This is a genomic window from Qipengyuania sp. L-5Y, from assembly GCF_056859455.1.
This window is the reverse complement of sequence record NZ_JBSXOM010000030.1, coordinates 71927-91249: the sequence shown is the minus strand read 5'-3', so window position 1 is coordinate 91249 and position 19323 is coordinate 71927. Positions and strand designations below refer to the sequence as shown.

General features: G+C 59.3%; 18 protein-coding genes. 6 read left to right on the top strand and 12 right to left on the bottom strand.

Features of this window, described 5'->3' with window-relative positions:
* Positions 1-183: 183 nt before the first annotated feature.
* A complete protein-coding gene (locus tag AC13F2_RS10485; RefSeq protein ID WP_482964582.1) occupies positions 184-1878 on the top strand; it encodes a bifunctional phosphopantothenoylcysteine decarboxylase/phosphopantothenate synthase in 1695 nt (564 codons plus the stop codon).
* A 27-nt stretch (positions 1879-1905) separates the two neighbouring features.
* Here AC13F2_RS10485 and AC13F2_RS10480 read toward each other — a convergent pair whose 3' ends face one another.
* Positions 1906-3159 (bottom strand): capsule biosynthesis protein, encoded by a 1254-nt coding sequence (locus tag AC13F2_RS10480; RefSeq protein WP_482964581.1) that lies wholly within the window; start codon positions 3157-3159, stop codon positions 1906-1908.
* A gap of 231 nt (positions 3160-3390) precedes the next feature.
* On the opposite strand from AC13F2_RS10480, the gene AC13F2_RS10475 reads away from it, so the two are divergent.
* Positions 3391-4878, top strand: coding sequence for an LTA synthase family protein (locus AC13F2_RS10475; protein ID WP_482970468.1), 1488 nt, complete (start codon positions 3391-3393; stop codon positions 4876-4878).
* Between the two features lie 6 nt (positions 4879-4884).
* Here AC13F2_RS10475 and AC13F2_RS10470 read toward each other — a convergent pair whose 3' ends face one another.
* A complete protein-coding gene (locus tag AC13F2_RS10470; protein WP_482964579.1) occupies positions 4885-5637 on the bottom strand; it encodes an SDR family NAD(P)-dependent oxidoreductase in 753 nt (250 codons plus the stop codon).
* Between the two features lie 125 nt (positions 5638-5762).
* Between AC13F2_RS10470 and AC13F2_RS10465 the strand changes: the two genes are divergently transcribed.
* Positions 5763-6419 (top strand): sterol desaturase family protein, encoded by a 657-nt coding sequence (locus AC13F2_RS10465; protein ID WP_482964578.1) that lies wholly within the window; start codon positions 5763-5765, stop codon positions 6417-6419.
* Here the strand turns inward: AC13F2_RS10465 and AC13F2_RS10460 are convergent.
* Genes AC13F2_RS10460 through AC13F2_RS10440 form a run of 5 tightly spaced genes read right to left on the bottom strand, consistent with a single transcriptional unit; the run spans position 6404 to position 11818 of the window.
* Complete coding sequence (locus AC13F2_RS10460) at positions 6404-7621, bottom strand: glycosyltransferase family 4 protein (protein ID WP_482964577.1); 1218 nt, start codon at positions 7619-7621, stop codon at positions 6404-6406. The genes AC13F2_RS10465 and AC13F2_RS10460 overlap by 16 nt on opposite strands.
* On the bottom strand, positions 7618-9327 hold the full coding sequence (locus tag AC13F2_RS10455) for a capsular polysaccharide export protein, LipB/KpsS family (protein WP_482964576.1): 1710 nt from the start codon (positions 9325-9327) through the stop codon (positions 7618-7620). The genes AC13F2_RS10460 and AC13F2_RS10455 overlap by 4 nt, the downstream gene beginning before the upstream one ends.
* Positions 9324-9932: a histidine phosphatase family protein gene (locus AC13F2_RS10450; RefSeq protein ID WP_482964575.1), complete on the bottom strand. Its 609-nt coding sequence runs from the start codon at positions 9930-9932 to the stop codon at positions 9324-9326. The genes AC13F2_RS10455 and AC13F2_RS10450 overlap by 4 nt, the downstream gene beginning before the upstream one ends.
* Positions 9933-9977: 45 nt before the next feature.
* On the bottom strand, positions 9978-10787 hold the full coding sequence (locus tag AC13F2_RS10445; protein ID WP_482964574.1) for a 3-deoxy-manno-octulosonate cytidylyltransferase: 810 nt from the start codon (positions 10785-10787) through the stop codon (positions 9978-9980).
* Between the two features lie 44 nt (positions 10788-10831).
* Positions 10832-11818, bottom strand: a complete 987-nt coding sequence (locus AC13F2_RS10440; RefSeq protein WP_482964573.1) for a KpsF/GutQ family sugar-phosphate isomerase — start codon at positions 11816-11818, stop codon at positions 10832-10834.
* Between the two features lie 215 nt (positions 11819-12033).
* Between AC13F2_RS10440 and kdsA the strand changes: the two genes are divergently transcribed.
* Together kdsA and AC13F2_RS10430 are read left to right on the top strand one after the other, a co-directional pair.
* On the top strand, positions 12034-12879 hold the full coding sequence (gene kdsA / locus AC13F2_RS10435; RefSeq protein ID WP_482964572.1) for a 3-deoxy-8-phosphooctulonate synthase: 846 nt from the start codon (positions 12034-12036) through the stop codon (positions 12877-12879).
* Positions 12880-12892: 13 nt separating this feature from the next.
* Complete coding sequence (locus AC13F2_RS10430) at positions 12893-13936, top strand: phytanoyl-CoA dioxygenase family protein (RefSeq protein WP_482964571.1); 1044 nt, start codon at positions 12893-12895, stop codon at positions 13934-13936.
* Positions 13937-13945: 9 nt separating this feature from the next.
* Here the strand turns inward: AC13F2_RS10430 and AC13F2_RS10425 are convergent, their stop codons facing one another.
* Entirely contained in the window at positions 13946-14260 is a 315-nt protein-coding gene (locus tag AC13F2_RS10425; RefSeq protein ID WP_482964570.1) for a hypothetical protein, read from the bottom strand.
* 306 nt (positions 14261-14566) lie between these two features.
* Here AC13F2_RS10425 and dut point away from each other — a divergent pair, with 306 nt between their 5' ends.
* Positions 14567-15052, top strand: a complete 486-nt coding sequence (gene dut, locus AC13F2_RS10420; protein WP_482964569.1) for a dUTP diphosphatase — start codon at positions 14567-14569, stop codon at positions 15050-15052.
* 127 nt (positions 15053-15179) lie between these two features.
* Here the strand turns inward: dut and AC13F2_RS10415 are convergent, their stop codons facing one another.
* The 4 genes from AC13F2_RS10415 to secB all read right to left on the bottom strand — a co-directional run bounded on the left by AC13F2_RS10415 (position 15180) and on the right by secB (position 19237).
* Positions 15180-15872, bottom strand: coding sequence for a DUF4136 domain-containing protein (locus AC13F2_RS10415; protein ID WP_482964568.1), 693 nt, complete (start codon positions 15870-15872; stop codon positions 15180-15182).
* A 166-nt stretch (positions 15873-16038) separates the two neighbouring features.
* Complete coding sequence (trpS, locus tag AC13F2_RS10410) at positions 16039-17052, bottom strand: tryptophan--tRNA ligase (RefSeq protein ID WP_482964567.1); 1014 nt, start codon at positions 17050-17052, stop codon at positions 16039-16041.
* A gap of 10 nt (positions 17053-17062) precedes the next feature.
* Positions 17063-18673: a murein biosynthesis integral membrane protein MurJ gene (gene murJ / locus AC13F2_RS10405; protein WP_482964566.1), complete on the bottom strand. Its 1611-nt coding sequence runs from the start codon at positions 18671-18673 to the stop codon at positions 17063-17065.
* Between the two features lie 30 nt (positions 18674-18703).
* Positions 18704-19237: a protein-export chaperone SecB gene (gene secB, locus AC13F2_RS10400; RefSeq protein ID WP_103024521.1), complete on the bottom strand. Its 534-nt coding sequence runs from the start codon at positions 19235-19237 to the stop codon at positions 18704-18706.
* Positions 19238-19323: the final 86 nt, after the last annotated feature.

Here is a 19323-nt window from a genome sequence, read left to right as displayed (position 1 = left end):
AGACCTCCCCGTTTCCTCTTTTTTCACCATGTGACGTTAGGGTGAATATTGAAAAACGCCAGTGCTGAACGCTGGCATTGATGTACGGGGGGCGCTAGCAAGCGCATCAATGGCTTTATGGGAATGCATTCGCCGGTTCGAGTGGCAACGCACGGACATGATGCAAGAGCAGGAACGCCTCGCATGAGCGGGCCGCGAATCCTGCTCGTCATCGGTGGCGGCATTGCAGCTTACAAATCCTGCGAGCTCGTCCGCCTGATCCGCAAGGCTGGCGGCACTGTCACCTGTGTATTGACGCAAGGCGGCCAGCAGTTCGTTACGCCTATGGCGTTGGCCGCTCTTAGTGAGAGCAAGGTCTATTCATCGCTTTTCGATCTCAAGGACGAGGTGGAAATGGGCCATATCCAACTCAGTCGCGAAGCCGATCTCGTGGTCGTTTGCCCGGCCACAGCGGACCTGCTTGCCAAGATGGCGGCAGGCATCGCCGATGATCTTGCGACCACGCTCATCCTCGCCACCGATAAGCCGGTCCTTGCTGTTCCGGCCATGAACGTGAAGATGTGGGAACATTCGGCAACCCAGCGAAACGCAGATTGGTTACGCCAGGCCGGCGTTGCAGTTATGGATCCGGACGAAGGGCCAATGGCTTGCGGCGAATTCGGCCCCGGGCGCATGCCCGAGCCACCTGCGATCCTTGCGCGCATCGGTCAGGAACTCGACCTCGATATAGAGGTGCCCGAACTGGCTGTATTCAAGCAGGCACAGCTTTCGGCTCCCGCGCCCCGGGAAGAAGCCGAATACGATCTGGACGAACCGCTCGAGCCAGAGGACGAAGAGGAAGTCGTAAAAAGTGGCGGTGGCCTTGGGGGCCTCTTGTCGATGATAATTCCCCGTTCGACTACGCAACGCAGCCATGACCAGATCGAAGCGGAATTGGACGATCTGCCCGAGCCCGACATGCTCGGAGCTGAAAGTCTTGGTGAAGTGAAAGAGCCGATCGCGGATGGCGGCCCGCTTCTGGCGAGCAAAGGGAAGGCATCTTCCGCACCACCGACTGATCCTGCTGCGCTCAATCACGAAGTGGCACGGCAGGACATGCGTGCCATGCCGCAACCGGGCGTTGAGGAAGCACAGACGTCGGGTATTGCTTTCGAAGATTCGCCGCTTGCCGGTCAGGCGGAGTTCGACCCCGATCCCGATCACCGACCTCTGTTTGGTAAGCACGTTCTGGTGACTGCCGGTCCCACGCGCGAACCTATCGATCCGGTCCGTTACATTGCCAATCGGTCCAGCGGTAAACAGGGATTCGCCATCGCTGCAATGGCTGCCGCGGCCGGTGCGCGTGTCACGCTGGTCGCCGGCCCGGTACATTTGCCCACGCCGGTCGGGGTCGATCGCATCGACGTGGAAACTGCGGACGACATGGCAGAAGAAGTGCGCCGCGCACTTCCGGTAGACGTGGCTTTCATGGTGGCCGCAGTTGCCGACTGGAAAAGTCGGCATGTGGCAGGAGAAAAAATGAAAAAGCGCGGCTCTGCCCCGCCTGCGCTGATCCTGGCAGAAAACCCGGATATTCTGGCCAGCACAGCGGCCGGTCGTAAACGACCTGCACTTTTGATCGGGTTCGCCGCTGAAACCGAGAACGTAGTCGAAAATGCCAAGTCCAAGCGCAAACGCAAGGGCGCCGACTGGATTATCGCAAACAATGTTTCAGGCGCCGAAGGCGATAGCGTGATGGGCGGTGACCTTAATCAGGTGCACATCGTCACGTCTAACGGGGTCGAAAGCTTGCCGGAAATGCCGAAGGAGGATGTGGCGCGCGAGCTTGTGCGCCGCGCGGCAGCCGCACTTTTCCCCGTAGAGGACGACGCTGACTGACCCAAAGATTCTCAGGCCGTTGGCCTGCTATTCGGGCAGCAATCCCTTGCCCTCGAACCGGGCAACGGCATGGCGTACGACCTTGTCCAACGCCTCTTCGGAGAAGAAGCCGCCCGGAATCAGGCACCGCTCGATCAGGACACGGCGAAATGCACCGAATGCTTCCATGTCGGGCGCGCTCGCTTCGCGCCAGAACCGGTCAATCCCATCCTGAAAGGTGATATCGGGAATGTCGTAAACGGCATGCCCCAGCGCAATGACCGGGACTCCCTTGGCCAGCGCCAGCGTACCGCTCGTGCTGTTGATGGTGACCATCCCCTTCGCTCGCTCGGCTACCGGCACGATGTCGCCCCAGGCCATATAATCCACCCGGTCGGACACGCCGAGCAAGGCAGCGATCGAACTGGTCTCTTCAAGCCAGTCGAACACCCCGTTATCCAGCGGATGTTCCTTGACTACGAGACGCGCGTCCTTGGGTGCATGCTCGGCAAAGGATCGAATGACCAACATCAGTGCATCGGTCATGCTCGCAAATGGTGAATGCAGACGAATCTGGGCATCGGACGCAAGCTGCAACGGGAAAAGGAAGTATGGTGCCTCGGAAGTCAGCAATCTTTCCGTCAGCGCTACAGCCTCTTTGCGGCGCTCTTTCCCGCGAGTGAGCTTGCGAGCCCATCCCATACCCTCGATGACGGGGTGCCAGGGGCGATGATTGGCCCAATGCGGATAGTACCAGCGGCTGAAAATGTCCGCGACGTTGAATAGAAGTCCTTCCGTGGCCCGACGACGAAAGGATGACGGCACTTGGCGATGTTCAGGGACAGGCGGCAACTCTGCAGCAATCTGCCGATACCAGGCCGGATCGCGCGGCAGGGACGAATGCCCGTTTACACCACCCAGTTCCAGAGTGACCCAGTCCGGACGGATGTAACCTTCTTCGAACACGTGAACCGGAACGTCCAGTTCCCGGCATACCGCGGTGGCAACCAGATGATGGGGGCGGCAATCGCCGAACAGGACAACGTCGGTGACCCCTTTCTCAGCGATGATAGTCCGTAGCGTATCTGGCCATTCGTCAAGCGACTTGCGGTATTCGATACCACCCGGAAGTCGCCAGAAGAGCCGGTCGCCACCGTTGAAATTGACCTTATAGACTTTGTGGCCGGATTTGATGAGCTGTTGACCAAGGCGGCGAAATACCCGGCCCATCAAGCCTTGCAGCAAAAGTACCGTTCGCGGAGAATCCGGCTTTCGGTCCTCATCCGGTTCGCGCGCCGTCATTGGTTCGGGCTCATTGCCTGAGCCACTTGCATGGTGGGCATCACCATTGAAATGTTTGAAATTCTGAACAACCACTACCGTCAATCCTTGCGCCCCTTCATAGGACACTTGGTGTGAAACGCGACGCTTATCGGACTTGTTATGAACATGAACAGGCTAGAGTCTTGAAACTGACATCTCATGAATTGTCACTTGCGTTCACTCGCCCTAACCGGATGGCGTGAGTTTGGCATGATGCATCTCGTGGTTTCCCTGTTAGTGGTCGCACCTGTCGCACTGCTGGTCGATATTTGTGCGCGTCCAAGAAGCGTAAAACGCCTGCGCTCTGCTCAAGGCTCCTTCCTGCTGGTCCAGGTTGCTTTGTTCATCTTCGGCATTCTGCTTTTTATAAGCGGTAATGCTGTTTTGGCAGCAGTCCTCGTTCTGGCAGTAAATCTTCTGTTCGTAGTCGCTTCCAATGCAAAGAACGACATGCTGGGCGAACCCTTGTTATTTTCCGATCTGGCCTTGATCGGTGCGGTGTTCAGGCATCCACAGTTCTATCTCTCTGCTCTGGAGCGATCTCAAAAACTACTCGGCCTTGTCGCTCTGGCCGTGCTCGTTGCGGCGTTCGTTTGGTTGTTCGAAGCAAATCTGGTCACTCGACTGATTGGCTTGGGTATCAGTCTGACTACCGCCATTCTCATGCGCATCTCTCTGGAGACGAAGACCTTTAGAGCGCTGGCATCAGAGCCCGATGCGGATGCAGATGTTGCCAAGCTTGGGCTTGCGAGCACCTTGTTGTTGTATTGGATTCGGTGGCGAGGCGATGCCGAAAAAGGCACGTCGTCGGCAACGGACCCATACGTTTCGGACTTGATAGATGCCTCGGAATGCTCACCCAACGCCGAACCCGAGATCATCTTCGTGATCCAGTGCGAATCCTTCGCCGATCCGATCGAACTGTTCGGAAAACGGGGTGTCGAACTGTCAAACCACAAAGCTGCAAAAATGGATGCGGTCCTTTGGGGGAACCTGTTGGTTAGCGGGTTCGGAGCTTACACCATGCGAACCGAATATGGGGTTCTATTCGGGCGCGAGGAAGATGACTTAGGCTTTCGCCGCTACGATCCGTATTTGACGGCATTGAAGGATGGCGCGCTGGCGCTACCAAACAGATTGGGGGGCGATCGGTGGCGGAGCGTGTTCGTGCATCCTCACGACATGCGTTTCTACAGCCGCCACCGGATACTTCCTGAGGCTGGGTTCTCCCAATTGATCGATGACAGCGCGTTCGATCGGCCTTCGTCTGGCGACGGTCGCTACATTTCGGATGCAGCCCTCGCGGCAAAAATACTGGAGGTTGCTCAGATCGCGACGGAGCGGACTTTCATTTACGCGGTGACGATCGAAAACCATGGTCCATGGTCCAGCGAGGGAGAGCCACTCGTCGCCCACTATAATCGGCTGGTTCAAGCCGGGGATTCCATGCTCGGCCAATTGCGCGACGGCATCGCTGCGCTGGGAAAGCCAGCGCTGCTGGCCTTTTTTGGAGATCACCGCCCAAGCATACCAGGGGCAAGCATGCCGGGCGGCGATCGACATACCCCATATGCGGTTCTGCGCTTCGATGCCGCTGGAAGGGTCATTTCTGGTGGCAACCAACGCAAAGACCTCACGCCTGCGCAATTGCATCATGCGATCCTGTCACTGAGCAACCAATGGCGGAAAAAGGGTTAGGCCAACTCAGGGTTTGAGCTTGGATAAAAGCCGATCGCGAAGGCGGGCGGGCAACAGTGCGTCCACCATCCGCAGAGCCGAGAATTGCCAAGGCGTCACGTAATGGCGCATACCCTTTCTGCCCGCTTCGATAATGCGCCGCGCGGCCTCTTCCACGCTTAATTCAATCGGCCGGCTTGATGAGGCATTGCGGGTGGAGGGGGTGTCGATGAACCCGGGGGCTGCCAGGGTCACGCCCACGCCGTAAGGCTCTACGGCAATGCGCAACGCGTCCGTAAACCTTGCCAATCCCGCCTTCGATCCGGAATAGCCGGCAGCAAATGGCAAAGAATGATGGCCCGCCGCAGAGCCGATCACCACTATCCGGCCATGACCACGCTCGGCCATCCTTCCCGCGATGGCTGCCGCCATTGCAGCTGGTGTGGCAAAATTAACTTGGGCTGCGCGAAGGACCAGCTCGGGATTTTCGACCAGATCGCCCTTGGCGCGCGTATCGCCGATGCCAGCGACGAGATAGGCCAGATCGAATGGTGCTTCCTTGTCCTGGCTCAGCACGGCGTCAATGGCCGCCTGTCCATCCGTCAGGTCCAGGCAGAACGCCTGCGCTTCTGCCCCTGCGTGGCGGACCTTTTCGGCTATCAGGCCGAGTCTCGTCCGGTCGCGCCCCCAAAGGCTAAGGTGTACCCCCGGAGCTGCATGCAGTGATGCCAGCGCGCCTCCGAGCGCTCCCGAAGCGCCGGTGCACAAAATTCTGGTCACGGATGCATCTTTCGTCATTTCGTGACCCTTGTGCCACATTGGAGTATCCTCAAATCCTCAATTAGCTGCGTTTCACCGCTTGTTTGTTGACAATCGGGTGCCTTTTCTATCGGGATATTCGTGTGATGAAGGGTCCGACTACCAAAGAAAAGCGCCTCGTTCTTTTCGAGAATCCGTTTCTCGAGATGCTTACGCTCGCGTCCATTTGGCTGTTTGCAGCAGTCTGGATCGTCGTCCTGCCGCTTATCGCCTTTGTCGGCTGGGGCACGGTTTCCGTTTCGACGGCCGTCGGCCTGAGCCTTGGCGGGCTGCTGATGTGGAGCCTGTTCGAATATATCGCCCATCGCCACCTGTTTCATTGGGAGCCGCAATGGCTTCCCGCGCGCCAGCTCGTATTCGCGATCCACGGCAACCACCATGCCCAGCCGACCGATCATCTGCGCAATCTCATGCCGCCGATCGTTAGCCTTCCCGTCGCCGGGGTCATATGGGCGCTCTGCTACGCTCTGGCGGGCAATGCCGGCACCTGGTTCGTCTTCGGATTCCTGGTCGGCTACGTCCTGTACGATCTGACCCATTACGCCTGCCATCAATGGTCCATGCGCGGGCGCATAGGGAAAATCATCAAGAAGCATCACATGCGTCATCACTTCATGGGTGAAGACGGCAACTTCGGTGTTACGACGCCGCTGTGGGACCATGTGCTCGACACGCGAATTAGCTCCGCCGGTCGAGTTTCGGCCAAAGCCATGCGCGAGTTGCCCGTTCATTCCGCAGAATGATTTTTCGGTCGAAGCGCGACGTCCTCGATCACCTTCGCGGCGATCTCCATATGAGAATCCCAGTCCGGCTCTTGCCAGGCGGCAACGCGCGTTAATTGCGCATGTCGCATCGGGCCATCGTGGGTATGGTCCAGTACCGTCCGCTCCCAACCCGGCCCGTCGAGAGGATCCAGATAGTCGGGAGCATTTCCGCCGATTTCGCGATGGGCTTCGATATCGCTCGCGATGACCGGCGTGCCGACCGACAGGGCCTCGGCAATCGGCATGCCGAACCCTTCGGTAAACGATGGCATCAGCAGCGCGCGGGCGCCGCGGATGGCCGCAGCCAGGTCGCTGTCGCCGCAACCGTTCACTTCCTCCAGCACCGGGCCGAGCGAAGGGCAGCGTTCGAGCATGTCGACAATCTGCTCATTCTCCCACCCCCGGCGCCCGATCACGAGCAAGCGTGGCACATCGTCCAAAGGCAGCGTTTCAGCCATTTTGCGCCACAGGTGAAGCAGCAGTAGATGGTTCTTGCGTGGTTCGATGGTGCCGAGACACACGAAATAGAGCTTCCCATCGGGATAAACGCGTGGTGCCGCTTTCGCGATTGGCTCTGTGCCAAGAAGCGCCACGTGGATCGGCGGCGGGATCCCGCCTTTGCTTTCGACCCATCTCGTTAAGGAGGCACCCGTAGCGGCCGAATTGACGATCACCGCATCGGCCAGCTCTGCCACCGTGCTCATCCGCTTTTCATGAAGCGCCGATCCACCGGGCCGGGCATATTCCGGATACTCGATCGGTATCAGGTCATGCACCATGCAGACGAACCTGGCTTCTTCGCGTTGCAGAATGCGCCGCATCTTGGCGGCGTGCGTGAGGTGGTGCGGCGAAACCTGCACCAGAACGTCGGCGGACCCGATTCCCGCACGCCGCGGAAGCAGCCGTGCCATCCATGGGAGGACCGATGCGAGAGTTCGCTGCCCTGAAGATCGATCGGTCGCTGTCCAGCGCCTGTCGAGTTCGTCCAGATAAGCGATGGCCGTTTCGCGAGGAATCCTCCCATAGAGGCCTGTCGGATGGACAGCGGCGAAAGCAAGCTTGGGCCCGTACAGGCGAAGCAGTCCACGCGCATAGGCCATCTCTACGCGGTCTACGCCGGAAGGGCCGGAATGCCGCACACGCGAAATCAGCCGCGATATATCCAGAACCGCACGGGTCATCGGCGAACCTTCTTCTGCCCGCGTGAGCGGTGGCGCGCCATGACCCGTCCCTGGAACCGGCGAACCGGTTCGATCCATCCAAGACGGTTGGGCATCTGTTGTTGACCCATGCGTTTCACGAGCACTTCGGGCGGGCACGGTATGCCTGTCACCGGGTCCAGATAACGGGGATAGAGCAACAGCACACCAGCAACGAGCTCGTCTAGGGAGAGCTTGCGCGACCTGCGCGGCGGCGTGGTCGCCATATCACGTGTGAGCCCCCAACCCGCGTAAAACGGGATGCCATGGCAGATGACTTCCCTGCCACGCAGCAGCGCTTCGAAACCGGAAAGCGAGGTAAGTACATGAACCGCATCTACCGCATCGAGTAGGTCAACCATCGCTTCTTCACGCACGATGCGGTCGGCATATCGCAGGGCATCTGCATCCACGACCTGGCCATTGCGGTGGCCTGCATCGACATCGGGATGAGGGCGCCACCAGATCTGTGCTTCGGGTTCTTCGGTGCGGACGCGGCGCAGCAGTTCGAGGTTGGATGTCAGCCCGCCGCCGCCGGCCAGCACCGACATGTCGTCTTCCACCTGTCCGGGTACCAGAACGATCCTTCCTTCGCGCGTCCCGATGACCTGCGCGGCCATTCGCTTCGCTGCTCGCGCATATTTGCTGATGCCCGTGTCCACGATCGTCTTCCGCAGCAGGCGCGCACGCTCGATCAGGTCGTGCGAGAATTCCTCATTCTGCAAAATCGTCTCGAGATCGCTCGGATGGCCGGGGTCGAAATGGATACCACGCCGGTCCACAATCACGGATGATGGAGGCACCAGATTGCTGCCAAGGCCAACCGATCGCACGAAGCCATCCTCGACGCGCACGATCGGTACCCCTCGCTTTTCTGCATTTGCGAGGAGGGATTTTGAGATGCGCGATGGCCACACAGCCAATGCACCACCACGCGCCTCGGCAGCGGCCAGGGCGCCCGCTGAAGTGCGCGCAATTTTCAAAGGTTCGCCCGGTACCCAAAGGAACCGGCGGATTTCTTCGCGCTTCCACCAGCTGATCCCGCATGCCGCGACTATGGTCTGCCCCGCGGTGCCGCGATTGGCATCGATCACTCTGCGCCAGTCTGCCAGCAGTTCGATAGCCTTTGCCGGTTCGAGCCAGCCATCTGAAAACGGATCGCGCATTGGCTCGGCCAATGCCATCGCAGCCCTATACTCCAGTGTCTCCCCATCGTCGCCCGGCTCGCCATAACGGCCTGGCGATAAAACTTGAACGTGAATACCGGCGATGGTGGCCAGTGCGACCCATTCATCATCACCATGAGCAACCAATTTCCCCGTCTGCGACAGGACAGCCCAGGGATCGATATCTGCGCCGTAATCGAGCGCGACGCTTCTCAGCGGGGATGCATGCGGGTGTCCGATGCAGATCGTCTTCTCTGCCCCGAAACGCGCGCGCAGTTCCGCTGCCTCGGACGCGGAACGAGGCCTGATGGCCATGTCGATAGCAAGTGGAGCGATTGGCTCGCTCCAGTAAGATCCCCCGACACGCGCGTTGCTGACGGATCTGAACAAGGCCGTCCGCGTGTCGCCGGTCGGAGCATCCACCTCGGGCGGTGGTGAAAACATGTGCATGGCATTCGCCAGGCCGGGGAAGGGGGGGGCACGCAGCAATCTGGACGCGGCAGGGGTGGGAAGGGGCGTCATGGGCGCACTCCCCAGGCTACGAGCTGTAATTGCCCCAAATCGCTGCAGCCAATGACGCCATAGCCGCCCGTCGGAAGTTTGAGGGAAGGTAGTGTGCTGGCTGCATCGCTAAGACCTTGCGCCGCCATCAATGCAAACCGCGCCGCACCATTGCTGGTCACGAGCAATGTCGCCTCGCCGGGATCGGCGTCTTCGAAAAGGTCGCGCCAGGCGGCAATTCGCCCTTCGCGATCAACGCTCCATCCCGTGGGCGGCACCGCGCCAGTTTCCCATGCTCTGAGTGCGTCCTCTCCAATTCTGGCAAGGACTACCTCTTCGGGCTGGTCCTCGTCCGGACCATGATCGATTTCACGCAGGAATTCGGCTGACTCTTGCTCGGGCGCATTCGCCTGCGTCGAGAGGATTTCGCCAGCCGTCTGCCGGGTCCGCTTGAGCGGAGAAACGAGTACGCGCGAAAACTGCCATCCCATGTTGGCGAAATGACTGCCGAGCGCCCGGGCCTGCTCAATGCCCTGCCCCGTTAGGGGCAGATCGGTACGGGCCCCGATCCTGCGCGGCTGATCGCCGGTTTCAAATGTGTTGCCGTGGCGAACGATGACGAACATGGTGCTGGCTTCTAGCGCTTGCCGCCGGTGCCGCAACCATCCCGCTTACGCGGGGAAAGGGTCGCCCAGTTTTGCAATCGCTTCTTCCGCGAGGGCAAGGTCCGCTGCAGTGTCGATACCCGACAGCGCGTGCTCGGGCGGTGCAACGGGCACAGTCGCAATTTTCCAACCATGTTCGAGAAATCGCAATTGTTCGAGCCCTTCCAGGATCTCGTAAGTTCCGGGCGAATTTCCGACAAACCAGTCCAGCGCCTCAATCGTGTACGCATATAGACCCATGTGCTGCCAGACGGGCGATGTATCCATTTTGCGCAGATCGGCCTCGTTGCGCATTGCTGGCAGAATGGATTTGGAAAACCAGAGAGCATGACCCTCTGAATCCCTCACACAGGTAGTACCGCTGAAGGGAGCGGTCTGCTTATGTGCCCTCAGCCGATCGAGCCTCGCCCAGTCCAGTTGATATACCGGCGTCGCAACCGACGCGTTGCCTTCGCGTAATATTTGTATCAACGATGCAATAGTCTGCGGCGCAATGAAAGGAGCATCACCCTGCAGGCAAATCACGCGCTCCGGCTTACCCGATTTCAGCGCCGCGGCGTGTGCCCGGGCCGTTCCGGAATCCAGCGCCGCATCGGTCAGGACGGATCTCGCGTCCAGCGCATTGGCGTGTTCTGCAATTCGTTCATCGTCGGTCGCCACGACAAAATCGCAATTGCCGCAAAGGTCGGCGGCTTCGCGGGCATTGGCAATCACTCGCTCTAGCAGAGTGCGCCCGGCCAATGCCAACAACGGCTTTCCGGGCAGCCGGGTTGATCCGTACCGCGCCGGTATGACTATGAGATCGCGGCTTTCCATCCTCATCCTTTCAGCCAGCACCGCGGCTCCGGCTGACGGAAAATTCAACCGATGCCCAGTCGAACCAGATCGTGCATGTGGACGATGCCGACCAGCTTTTCGCTGTCCGTTACGAACAGGACCGAAACGGCGTTATCGTTCATCAAGGTCAGAGCCTGTGCTGCCGGCATGGACGGCTCGGCGGTGACCGGACGCGGTGACATATGGCTCCCGATCGGATCGTCGAGATCGTGAATTGCGATACAGCGGCGCAAATCGCCATCGGTAAATGCGCCCACAAGCTTCTCGTCGGCATCGATCACGGCGGTGCAGCCATAGCGTTTGCGGCTCATCTCGATCGTTGCACTGCGCAGAGTGGCATCGAGGCTGACTCGCGGCAAAGCCTCGTCCGTACCCATGACCTTATCGAGCGTCGTCAACTGCGCACCCAGGCGACCGCCGGGATGAAACAGACCGAAACTGTGGGACGAAAAACCACGAGCCTCGATCAGGGCGACAGCAAGCGCATCGCCAAGAACCAGTTGCATGGTCGTCGATGATGTCGGTGCAAGCTCGTTCGGACACGCTTCCCGCACGACGGGTAGGGTCAGACAGATATCGGCCGCTTCACCGACCCAGCTCGAACCGTTCGCGGTCGCCACGATCAGTGGCAGTCGATACATGCTGCAATAATTGACGATGTCGCCGAGTTCGCGTGTCGTGCCCGACCATGTAATCGCGAAGACTACATCATCGCGCGAAATCGCGCCGAGATCGCCGTGGCTGGCTTCTCCCGGATGCAGGTAAAGTGCCGAGGTGCCGGTCGAACAGAAAGTTGCCGCGATCTTGCGGGCGATGTGGCCGCTTTTCCCGATCCCGGTGACAATGATCCTGCCCTTCGCAGATGCGAAAGCGTTCACTGCCTGTTCGAAAGCATCCCCAAGGCCGGTCTGCTCGAAAGCACTTTTCAGATCTTCCAGGCCACCGATTTCGATCTCGAGCGTTTTGAGGGCGGAGACCATGTGGTCGGAGGCTATTGTATCGTTGATCATAGAAAGGAATTTCTGCGCAACTCTGGAAAACGATGTAGGGGGCGCGTATCTTGAAACCGCTTTGGCGCCCGTAACGGCTCGTTCACCTCTTGGTGCTGGTGATGTCAAGCGGTCACTTCTAGCAGCATGTATTTTTGGGGCGGACTCTACAAGATTTACGGTAGGGCGTTGTAAAAACACCTCAAAGAGCGGTCGATGAGAATGGATTTGAACAAATGATACTGTGTGGTCGCAAGATAACGGCAGAAACCCCGCTATTCGTGATTGCCGGGCCGTGCGTGATCGAAAGCGAACAACATTCTCTTCATGTCGCGGATACCTTGTCCGCCATTGCCCGGCGCCTTGATGTGCAGCTGATTTTTAAAAGTTCCTTCGACAAGGCCAACCGTACGTCGGGCGCCTCGTTTCGCGGGCCTGGCTTGGACGAGGGGCTTCGCATTCTCGAAAAAGTTCGTGCCGAAACCGGGCTGCCGGTCCTCACCGATGTACATGAAGCGAATCAGGCCGAACCCGTGGCCGAAGTCGTTGATGTTCTCCAGACTCCTGCCTTTCTCGCTAGACAGACCGACTTCATCGGCGCCGTTGCCGCCAGCGGAAAGCCGGTCAACATCAAGAAGGCACAGTTCATGGCGCCAGGCGACATGCAGAATGTCGTAACAAAAGCCCGCAAGGCGGCGGCTGCAGCGGGGAAGGAAACCGACAATTTCATGCTTTGCGACAGAGGCACGTCGTTCGGATACAACACGCTTGTATCTGACATGCGCGGCCTCTCGATCATGGCGGAAACAGGCTGCCCGGTGATATTCGATGCGACCCATTCGGTTCAACAGCCCGGTGGGCTGGGTTCTCGCTCGGGGGGGCAAAGCCAGTATGTGCCCCTCCTGGCCCGCGCTGCCGTTGCGGCCGGCGTCTCCGGTGTATTCATGGAGACGCACCCTGATCCGGCTTCGGCGCTCTCGGACGGCCCGAATGCGCTGCCGCTTGAGAGGTTCGAATCCCTCGTGTCCCAACTCATGGCCATCGACGAGATCGCCAAAGATGCGCTGCGGGCCGAGGTGTAAGGGCTTTCCCCGCATGAGTTTGATCAACAAAGCCAAGGCCATCGCGCTGGCGCCGATCCACGTTCTTCAATTGGGGACCTCGGCGAAGAGCTTTCTCGACCATCCCCTGATCGGGTCGCAGCGCCTCAATCAGTTGGGCCTTCACCGCGCTCGCGTACGCATTGCGGATACGATGTGCGGGTGGCGCAGGCGCCGTCTTGCAAAACATGTGCGTGCCGACTGGCGCGAAGCATTCGATCGTGACGGGTTCGTCGTAATCGAAAACGTGGTTCCAGCGGCGGAATTCAGAAAGCTCCGCGAGGCCATCCTGCACTCCGAATGGCCCGCCCGGGAGATGCGCCAGGGCGATGCCATCACGCGTCGCATCGCAATCGATACCGAAATGCTCCAGGCGGCTCCGGACCTAAGGCGGTTCTTGGCACGAAAAGATATCAACGCCCTCTTCCACTACGTGGCGAGCTTTCGCATTACGCCGCTCCATTACGTTCAGACGATCGTTTCCAACCTAGTCGGCGGGGGCACCGATCCGCAGCAGGTCCTCCATGCCGACAGCTTTCACGCGTCCATGAAGGCATGGCTGTTCCTCAATCCGGTCGCGAAAGAAGACGGACCCTTTACCTATGTCCGTGGTTCGCACCGCTTTACGCCGAAACGCATGGAGTGGGAGCACGAAAGGAGCCTCGTTGATCCTCGGTCAATTGATCGCTTGTCTGCCCGCGGTTCGCCACGCGTCGATGCGTCGGGCCTGTCGCAAATGGGATTGCCCCCGGCAGAGGCTCTGGCACTGCCGGAGAACACGCTCGTCGTAGCAGATACCGGCGGTTTCCACGCTCGCGGCGCAGCAGAGAAGACAGGGGAGCGGGTCGAGATTTGGTCTTATGCGCGACGCAATCCGTTCTTGCCTTGGCTGGGCGGGGATCCCCTGAGCATTCCCGGAATCGCCGAGAAGCGCGTAGGTTGGCTCTGGTCCTTCCGCGACCGCTTCGAAAAGACCATCGGACAGCCGTGGCAGGATGTGGGCAGGCGTAGACCAATGGACGATAGTCCTACCGACTAAATGAACCGACTAGGTTCGCGGGCGTCTTTTACGCCTTAGCATCACCCAGGTCAGCGCAGACGTTGCAATAATTGGGCCTATAATATCGGCGAACTGGTCGGCTTTAGTCCAAACCTTGAGATCGAAAGCTGCCCACCAAGGAGCGTTGGCTCGGAGGCCATGTCCGAATTGCTCGATCCACCGATATTCCGCCTGCGCCAATTCCCGCCCAATGAAATATCCACAAGCGAGCAACGCTCCCGCCCACCAGTTCCGGGTCCAGAGCCCGACGATGATTTGTATCGCGAGCGCCACCAATGCATGTTCGGCGAATTCGATGCGCAAGCCTCCCTTTGGTCCCTAATTATCCCTTAATTATTCACGTTATTCGCGACCACGGTCGCAGTGACAATCGGCGAGAACAGCTGACCGATCGTCTGGATAAGCTTGCGGGGTTGATTGCTTTCGAGCCAATTAGCAACCATCGAAGGGCTTACAAGAACATGTTTAATAATTTTTGGGCGCACCGTGTAAATGTTTTTACGAGCTCGTAACGTTTGCGCTAGCGCTAGGTCTGACGGTTGAGCAGTCATCTGATTTCCACCAGCCACATTTTCAATTATTACGTCTTAACCAAGAAGGACCCATCGTTTGCCCACAAATAAAATCGAACTTAAAATACTCGATGAGCGACTGCATGACTGGGGGCTGCCCCGTTATCAGACGGAATTGTCCGCTGGCATCGATCTCTATGCTTGCTTGGACGAACCACTGGTTCTTGAGCCGCAGGCGCCGGCCGTTCTGGTGCGATCCGGTATCGCGCTGTTGATGAACGACCCTCACATGGTCGGATTTTTGCTCGCTCGATCGGGGCTGGGCCATAAGAAAGGCCTGATCCTCGGGCAATCGGTGGGCACGATCGATGCCGATTATACAAACGAAATTTTCATCAGCGCGTGGCTCCGAAACCCGCCGGGAAGTGACAGCTTGACGATCAACCCGGGAGACCGGATCGCGCAGCTGGTCTTCGTGCCGATCCTGCGACCGGCATTCGATGTCGTCTCCGAGTTTTCAGCGGATACCGGACGCGGCAAGGGCGGTTTCGGCTCTACCGGCGTCTCCGGCAAGGACAGCTAAGGGCGCGATGCAAAGTCAGCCCATCAGCAGGGACTGGTCTTAATCTGGCTTGGATTTGGCCGAACAAGAAAAAGGGCGGCCCGATCCGGAGCCGCCCTTAAACATCATACCGCTCGGAAGCGCGCGATTAATCGACGCGGCGTACCGTGGTTTTTTCCGGTGCGATCGAAATGCGAAGCGTTTCACCCGAATTACCAGGGAAATCGGTAAACATCGCCTCGACGAGATTGGGCACCAGATATTGCAGACGGTTCGAGGTGGAAATGGCCTGTGCCTTGCCTTCGAACAGTCGCTCTCCGGTTGCCGCGCGATCGATTTTCATGTCGATCCCACTGGTATACACCGTGTAGCTGCGAACGTCCGGACCGCCGAACCAGGGATCGTAGAAACCGAAGCCCCAGCGACTCCCGTAGAAAGGGCGTCCATAGCCGAAGCGCGACCGTCCCCAGCGCGATCCGAACCACGGATCGTAGAAAGGATCGCGGAAACCGGTGGTCCGTACCCGTTCGCGCCCAGTGCTGACGCCGTAATCGAAACGGACCAGCAGCGATGCGTTTTCAGCCGAGGCAGCCTGCGCATAGCCGACGCGCGACATTTGTGCTTCCACGAGATCGGCATATTGCGCGAATTCGAGCCCACCAGCCAGGGCCGGATCGTCTGCGACGACGAAATAGCTTTCGCCCTGCGGGGCCGGAAGCTGCGTCTGGAAACGCGACACATCAGCGTTGAAAGGTGTCGCGCAGGCAGCGAGGCTAGCTAGTACTATCGGTACGGAGGCGAGCTTAAGTTTGCGCCCCCAACCTTTTTTGCGGTCGGTCATGCTCAGTCCTTTTTCGAACATCGGCGTGCATATCATGCTTACACCGAATCATGCAGCCTACCGCCCCCCTGAGGCATACTGCCAGTTACTGTGCGCTTTTTTAGACGAACGGGGATGAACCCGGATTGAATATCTAGATTCACATTTGTTGCAAGTTCGGAAAGGGTTATCTGACAAACCCGAGCGCCGCGTAGGTGGCGTCGAGAGTAGGTCGGCCGAGTTCGCGCGCCCGCGAAGCACCGCGGGCAAGGATTGCGTCGAGTGCTTCGCGATCGGTCAGCAATTCATTGAAACGCGACGATATCGGTCGAAGCGTTTCGGCGAGCAATTCGGCCAATGCCGGCTTGAATTTGCCGAACCCTTCGCCGCCATATTCGCGCAGCACGTCATCTACGGTGATATCGGAAACGGCGGCGTAGATGGTGACGAGGTTCAGGGCTTCGGGTCGGCCTACAAGTCCGGCACTCTCGCTGGGGAGAGGTTCGGGGTCGGTCTTCGCCTTCTTGACCTTCTTCATTACCGTGTCGGCATCATCTACCAGTTCGATGCGGCTCATTTCGGACGGATCCGATTTGCTCATTTTCTTCGATCCGTCGCGCAGGCTCATGATGCGCGCCGCCTGCGGCGGGCTGATCGGTTCGGGCAGGGTGAAGACGGGAGCGTCATCGGATGCGAAGTCGTTGTTGAACTTCTGAGCGATATCGCGGGCAAGCTCTAAATGCTGCTTCTGGTCTTCACCCACTGGCACATGCGTGGTCTGATACAGCAGCACGTCGGCAGCCTGAAGAACCGGGTAGGTAAACAGGCCCACGCTGGCGCCCTCGCGGTTTTTGCCGCTCTTGTCCTTGAACTGCGTCATGCGGTTCAGCCAGCCCATCCGCGCCGTGCCGTTCAGCAGCCATTGCAGCTCTGCGTGGTGGGGAACCTGTGCCTGATTGAACAGCACGCTTTTCTGCGCATCTATTCCGCAGGCCACCAGCGCCGCGGTCATTTCCAGCGTCGCCCGCTTTAGTTCGGCCGGATCGTGCGGCATGGAAATCGCATGGAGATCGGCAAGGAAGAACAGGCATTCCTGCCCCTCGGCCATCTCATCCTGCATGCGCACCCAGTTTCGGATCGCACCGAGATAATTACCGAGGTGAAGATTGCCGGTGGGCTGAATGCCGGACACTACGCGCATGTTTACTCACTTATTCCGAAAGATTTGGCGGTCCGTCGCTCGCCGGCACCGCGCGTTTGCGCCGTAGCTGCGCAATAAGGTCCTTGTCGAGGGCGCCAACCACATAGGCCGTGGCGAAGAATACGGCCGCACCGGCAATAACGAGCGCTGCAAGCGACCAGATACGGTCGAATGCGCCGCCCCGCCAGTATGATTCCAACGCCGGTGTCATCCACCACAGCAGAGCGCCCATCACTGCCGTTGCGATTATCTGGCGCACGATCCTTCCGGCCAGCTTGCCGGTCACATGAAACCAGCCGCGGATTTGGAGAATGGCGTAAAGCGTCAGCACATTGAGCGTCGCGGTGATCGCTGTCGCTGCCGCCAGGCCCACGATGCCATAACGAGGCACGACATAGAAATTCAGCGCGATGTTGATCGCCAGTGCACCGGCCGCAACGAACACCGGAGTGCGAGTATCTTCACGGCTGAAAAATGCCGGCTGGAACACTTTCACAAGCACATAGGCGGGCAGGCCGCAAACCAGCGCAATTACGATATTGCCCATGATCGCGGTGTCTTCGGGCGCCATGCGTCCACCTTGGAATATACCGGCGGTGAATGCTTCTGCGCAGATCGAAAGTGCCACGGCACACGGCAGGCAAAGCAGCATGGCTATCTCGACCGCATTGCCCTGCAGGCGCTGCGCTTCGCGGTGGTTGTCCGACTGGATATGGCGCGCCAGCATGGGCAGGATCGCGGTGCCCAGTGCAATCCCGAAGATGCCGAGCGGCATCTGGTTCAGGCGGTCGGCCAGCTTCAACAGCGTGAGCGATCCTTGCGGCAGACTGGTGGCAAAGAAGGTGTCGACCAGCTGGCTGATCTGGTAAATTCCGGCTCCGAAGGTTGCCGGTAGCATCAGCATCATCAAGCGTTTTACGTCGGGCGTGATCTTCGGCATCTTGATCTGCAGCTTCACGCCGGAGCGCCGGGTTGCCCACCACATGTAGATCAATTGAGCCACGCCAGCGAGCGCCAGCGATATCGCCAGCGCCCAGGCCACGGGCAGGTCGTCTGCGCTATTTCCGCGCAAATACCATCCGGTCAGGATGCCGCCGATCATTACGATGTTGAGCAGCACCGGCACCACTGCGCCTGGAGCAAACTTCGAGCGGGCGTTGAGCACGCCCGACAGCATGGCCACCAGGCTTACCAGTGCGAGATAGGGGAAAGTCACCCGGCTGAGCATGACCGACAATTCGAACTTGCCCGGGACATCCTGGTACTCGCGCGCTAGGAGCCAGACGATCCCTGGCATGGCGATCATGCACAGCGCCGAAAAACCCAGCAGGACCCATACGAATACCGAGAGTACATCGCTGGCAAACCGGTCGGCGGCTTCGTCGCCGCCATCTTCCTCGGCATGCAGCCTCCGCGTGTACATCGGCACGAAGGCAACGCTGAATGCGCCTTCTGCGAACAGGCGGCGAAACGTGTTCGGCAGGGTAAAGGCCAATTGCCAGGCGTCGGCCGCCAGACCCGCGCCGAGGACGCGGGCCAGCAGCATGTCGCGAACGAAGCCGAACACGCGGCTGACTGCAGTCAGTCCGCCGATGGTGCCGACATTCTTGACCAGGCTCATCTGTCAGAGCCTTTGCTGCATGTCGTTAACTCAGGCTTCGCCAGCGGGGGGCGAACCCTCGCCTTGCTGCCGTTCCTGAGCGCGGGCCGCCAGCTGTTGCTGGTAGAGAGCGCCGAAATCCATCGGGTCGAGCATCAGCGGAGGGAAGCCTGCATCGCGGCTGGCATCGGCGATTACGCGGCGCGCGAAGGGGAATAGAATGCGCGGCGCTTCGGCGAACAGAAACGCGTGTGCGTGCTCGTCGGGCAGGTTGCGCATGCCCATCAGGCCGCAATAGTCCAGATCGATGAGATAAAGGCTGCCCTGGCTGGTCTTGGCGGCGCAGGTGACCTTCAGGGTCACTTCATGCACTTCGTCCGACACCTTCTCGGAAGCGATATTGACCTGCACGTCGAGCTGCGGCTGCTCGTTCCACTGGAAGCACTGCGGTGCGTTGGGATTCTCGACCGAGAGATCCTTGATGTACTGCGAAATCACACCGGCGCTCGGCAGATTGTCGGCGCCATTGGCTCCGGCTGCGGGATCGGGGTTGATGTCGGTGAGAACGTCGCCTTCGTCGGCCATGTGCAGTCGCTTTCCAAATTTCCGAATTCGATGGACCTGCGCGTTATTGATGAAGCGCGGGACCAGTGCGGCGCGCGCCTAGCACT

Bases quoted from the DNA above. Each gene is read 5' to 3' on its own strand.
- AC13F2_RS10485 (WP_482964582.1), top strand. From the start codon at position 184: ATGAGCGGGCCGCGAATCCTGCTCGTCATCGGTGGCGGCATTGCAGCT.
- AC13F2_RS10480 (WP_482964581.1), bottom strand. From the start codon at position 3,159: ATGACGGCGCGCGAACCGGATGAGGACCGAAAGCCGGATTCTCCGCGA.
- AC13F2_RS10475 (WP_482970468.1), top strand. From the start codon at position 3,391: ATGATGCATCTCGTGGTTTCCCTGTTAGTGGTCGCACCTGTCGCACTG.
- AC13F2_RS10465 (WP_482964578.1), top strand. From the start codon at position 5,763: ATGAAGGGTCCGACTACCAAAGAAAAGCGCCTCGTTCTTTTCGAGAAT.
- AC13F2_RS10460 (WP_482964577.1), bottom strand. From the start codon at position 7,621: ATGACCCGTGCGGTTCTGGATATATCGCGGCTGATTTCGCGTGTGCGG.
- AC13F2_RS10455 (WP_482964576.1), bottom strand. From the start codon at position 9,327: ATGACGCCCCTTCCCACCCCTGCCGCGTCCAGATTGCTGCGTGCCCCC.
- AC13F2_RS10450 (WP_482964575.1), bottom strand. From the start codon at position 9,932: ATGTTCGTCATCGTTCGCCACGGCAACACATTTGAAACCGGCGATCAG.
- AC13F2_RS10445 (WP_482964574.1), bottom strand. From the start codon at position 10,787: ATGGAAAGCCGCGATCTCATAGTCATACCGGCGCGGTACGGATCAACC.
- AC13F2_RS10440 (WP_482964573.1), bottom strand. From the start codon at position 11,818: ATGATCAACGATACAATAGCCTCCGACCACATGGTCTCCGCCCTCAAA.
- kdsA (WP_482964572.1), top strand. From the start codon at position 12,034: ATGATACTGTGTGGTCGCAAGATAACGGCAGAAACCCCGCTATTCGTG.
- AC13F2_RS10430 (WP_482964571.1), top strand. From the start codon at position 12,893: ATGAGTTTGATCAACAAAGCCAAGGCCATCGCGCTGGCGCCGATCCAC.
- AC13F2_RS10415 (WP_482964568.1), bottom strand. From the start codon at position 15,872: ATGACCGACCGCAAAAAAGGTTGGGGGCGCAAACTTAAGCTCGCCTCC.
- trpS (WP_482964567.1), bottom strand. From the start codon at position 17,052: ATGCGCGTAGTGTCCGGCATTCAGCCCACCGGCAATCTTCACCTCGGT.
- murJ (WP_482964566.1), bottom strand. From the start codon at position 18,673: ATGAGCCTGGTCAAGAATGTCGGCACCATCGGCGGACTGACTGCAGTC.
- secB (WP_103024521.1), bottom strand. From the start codon at position 19,237: ATGGCCGACGAAGGCGACGTTCTCACCGACATCAACCCCGATCCCGCA.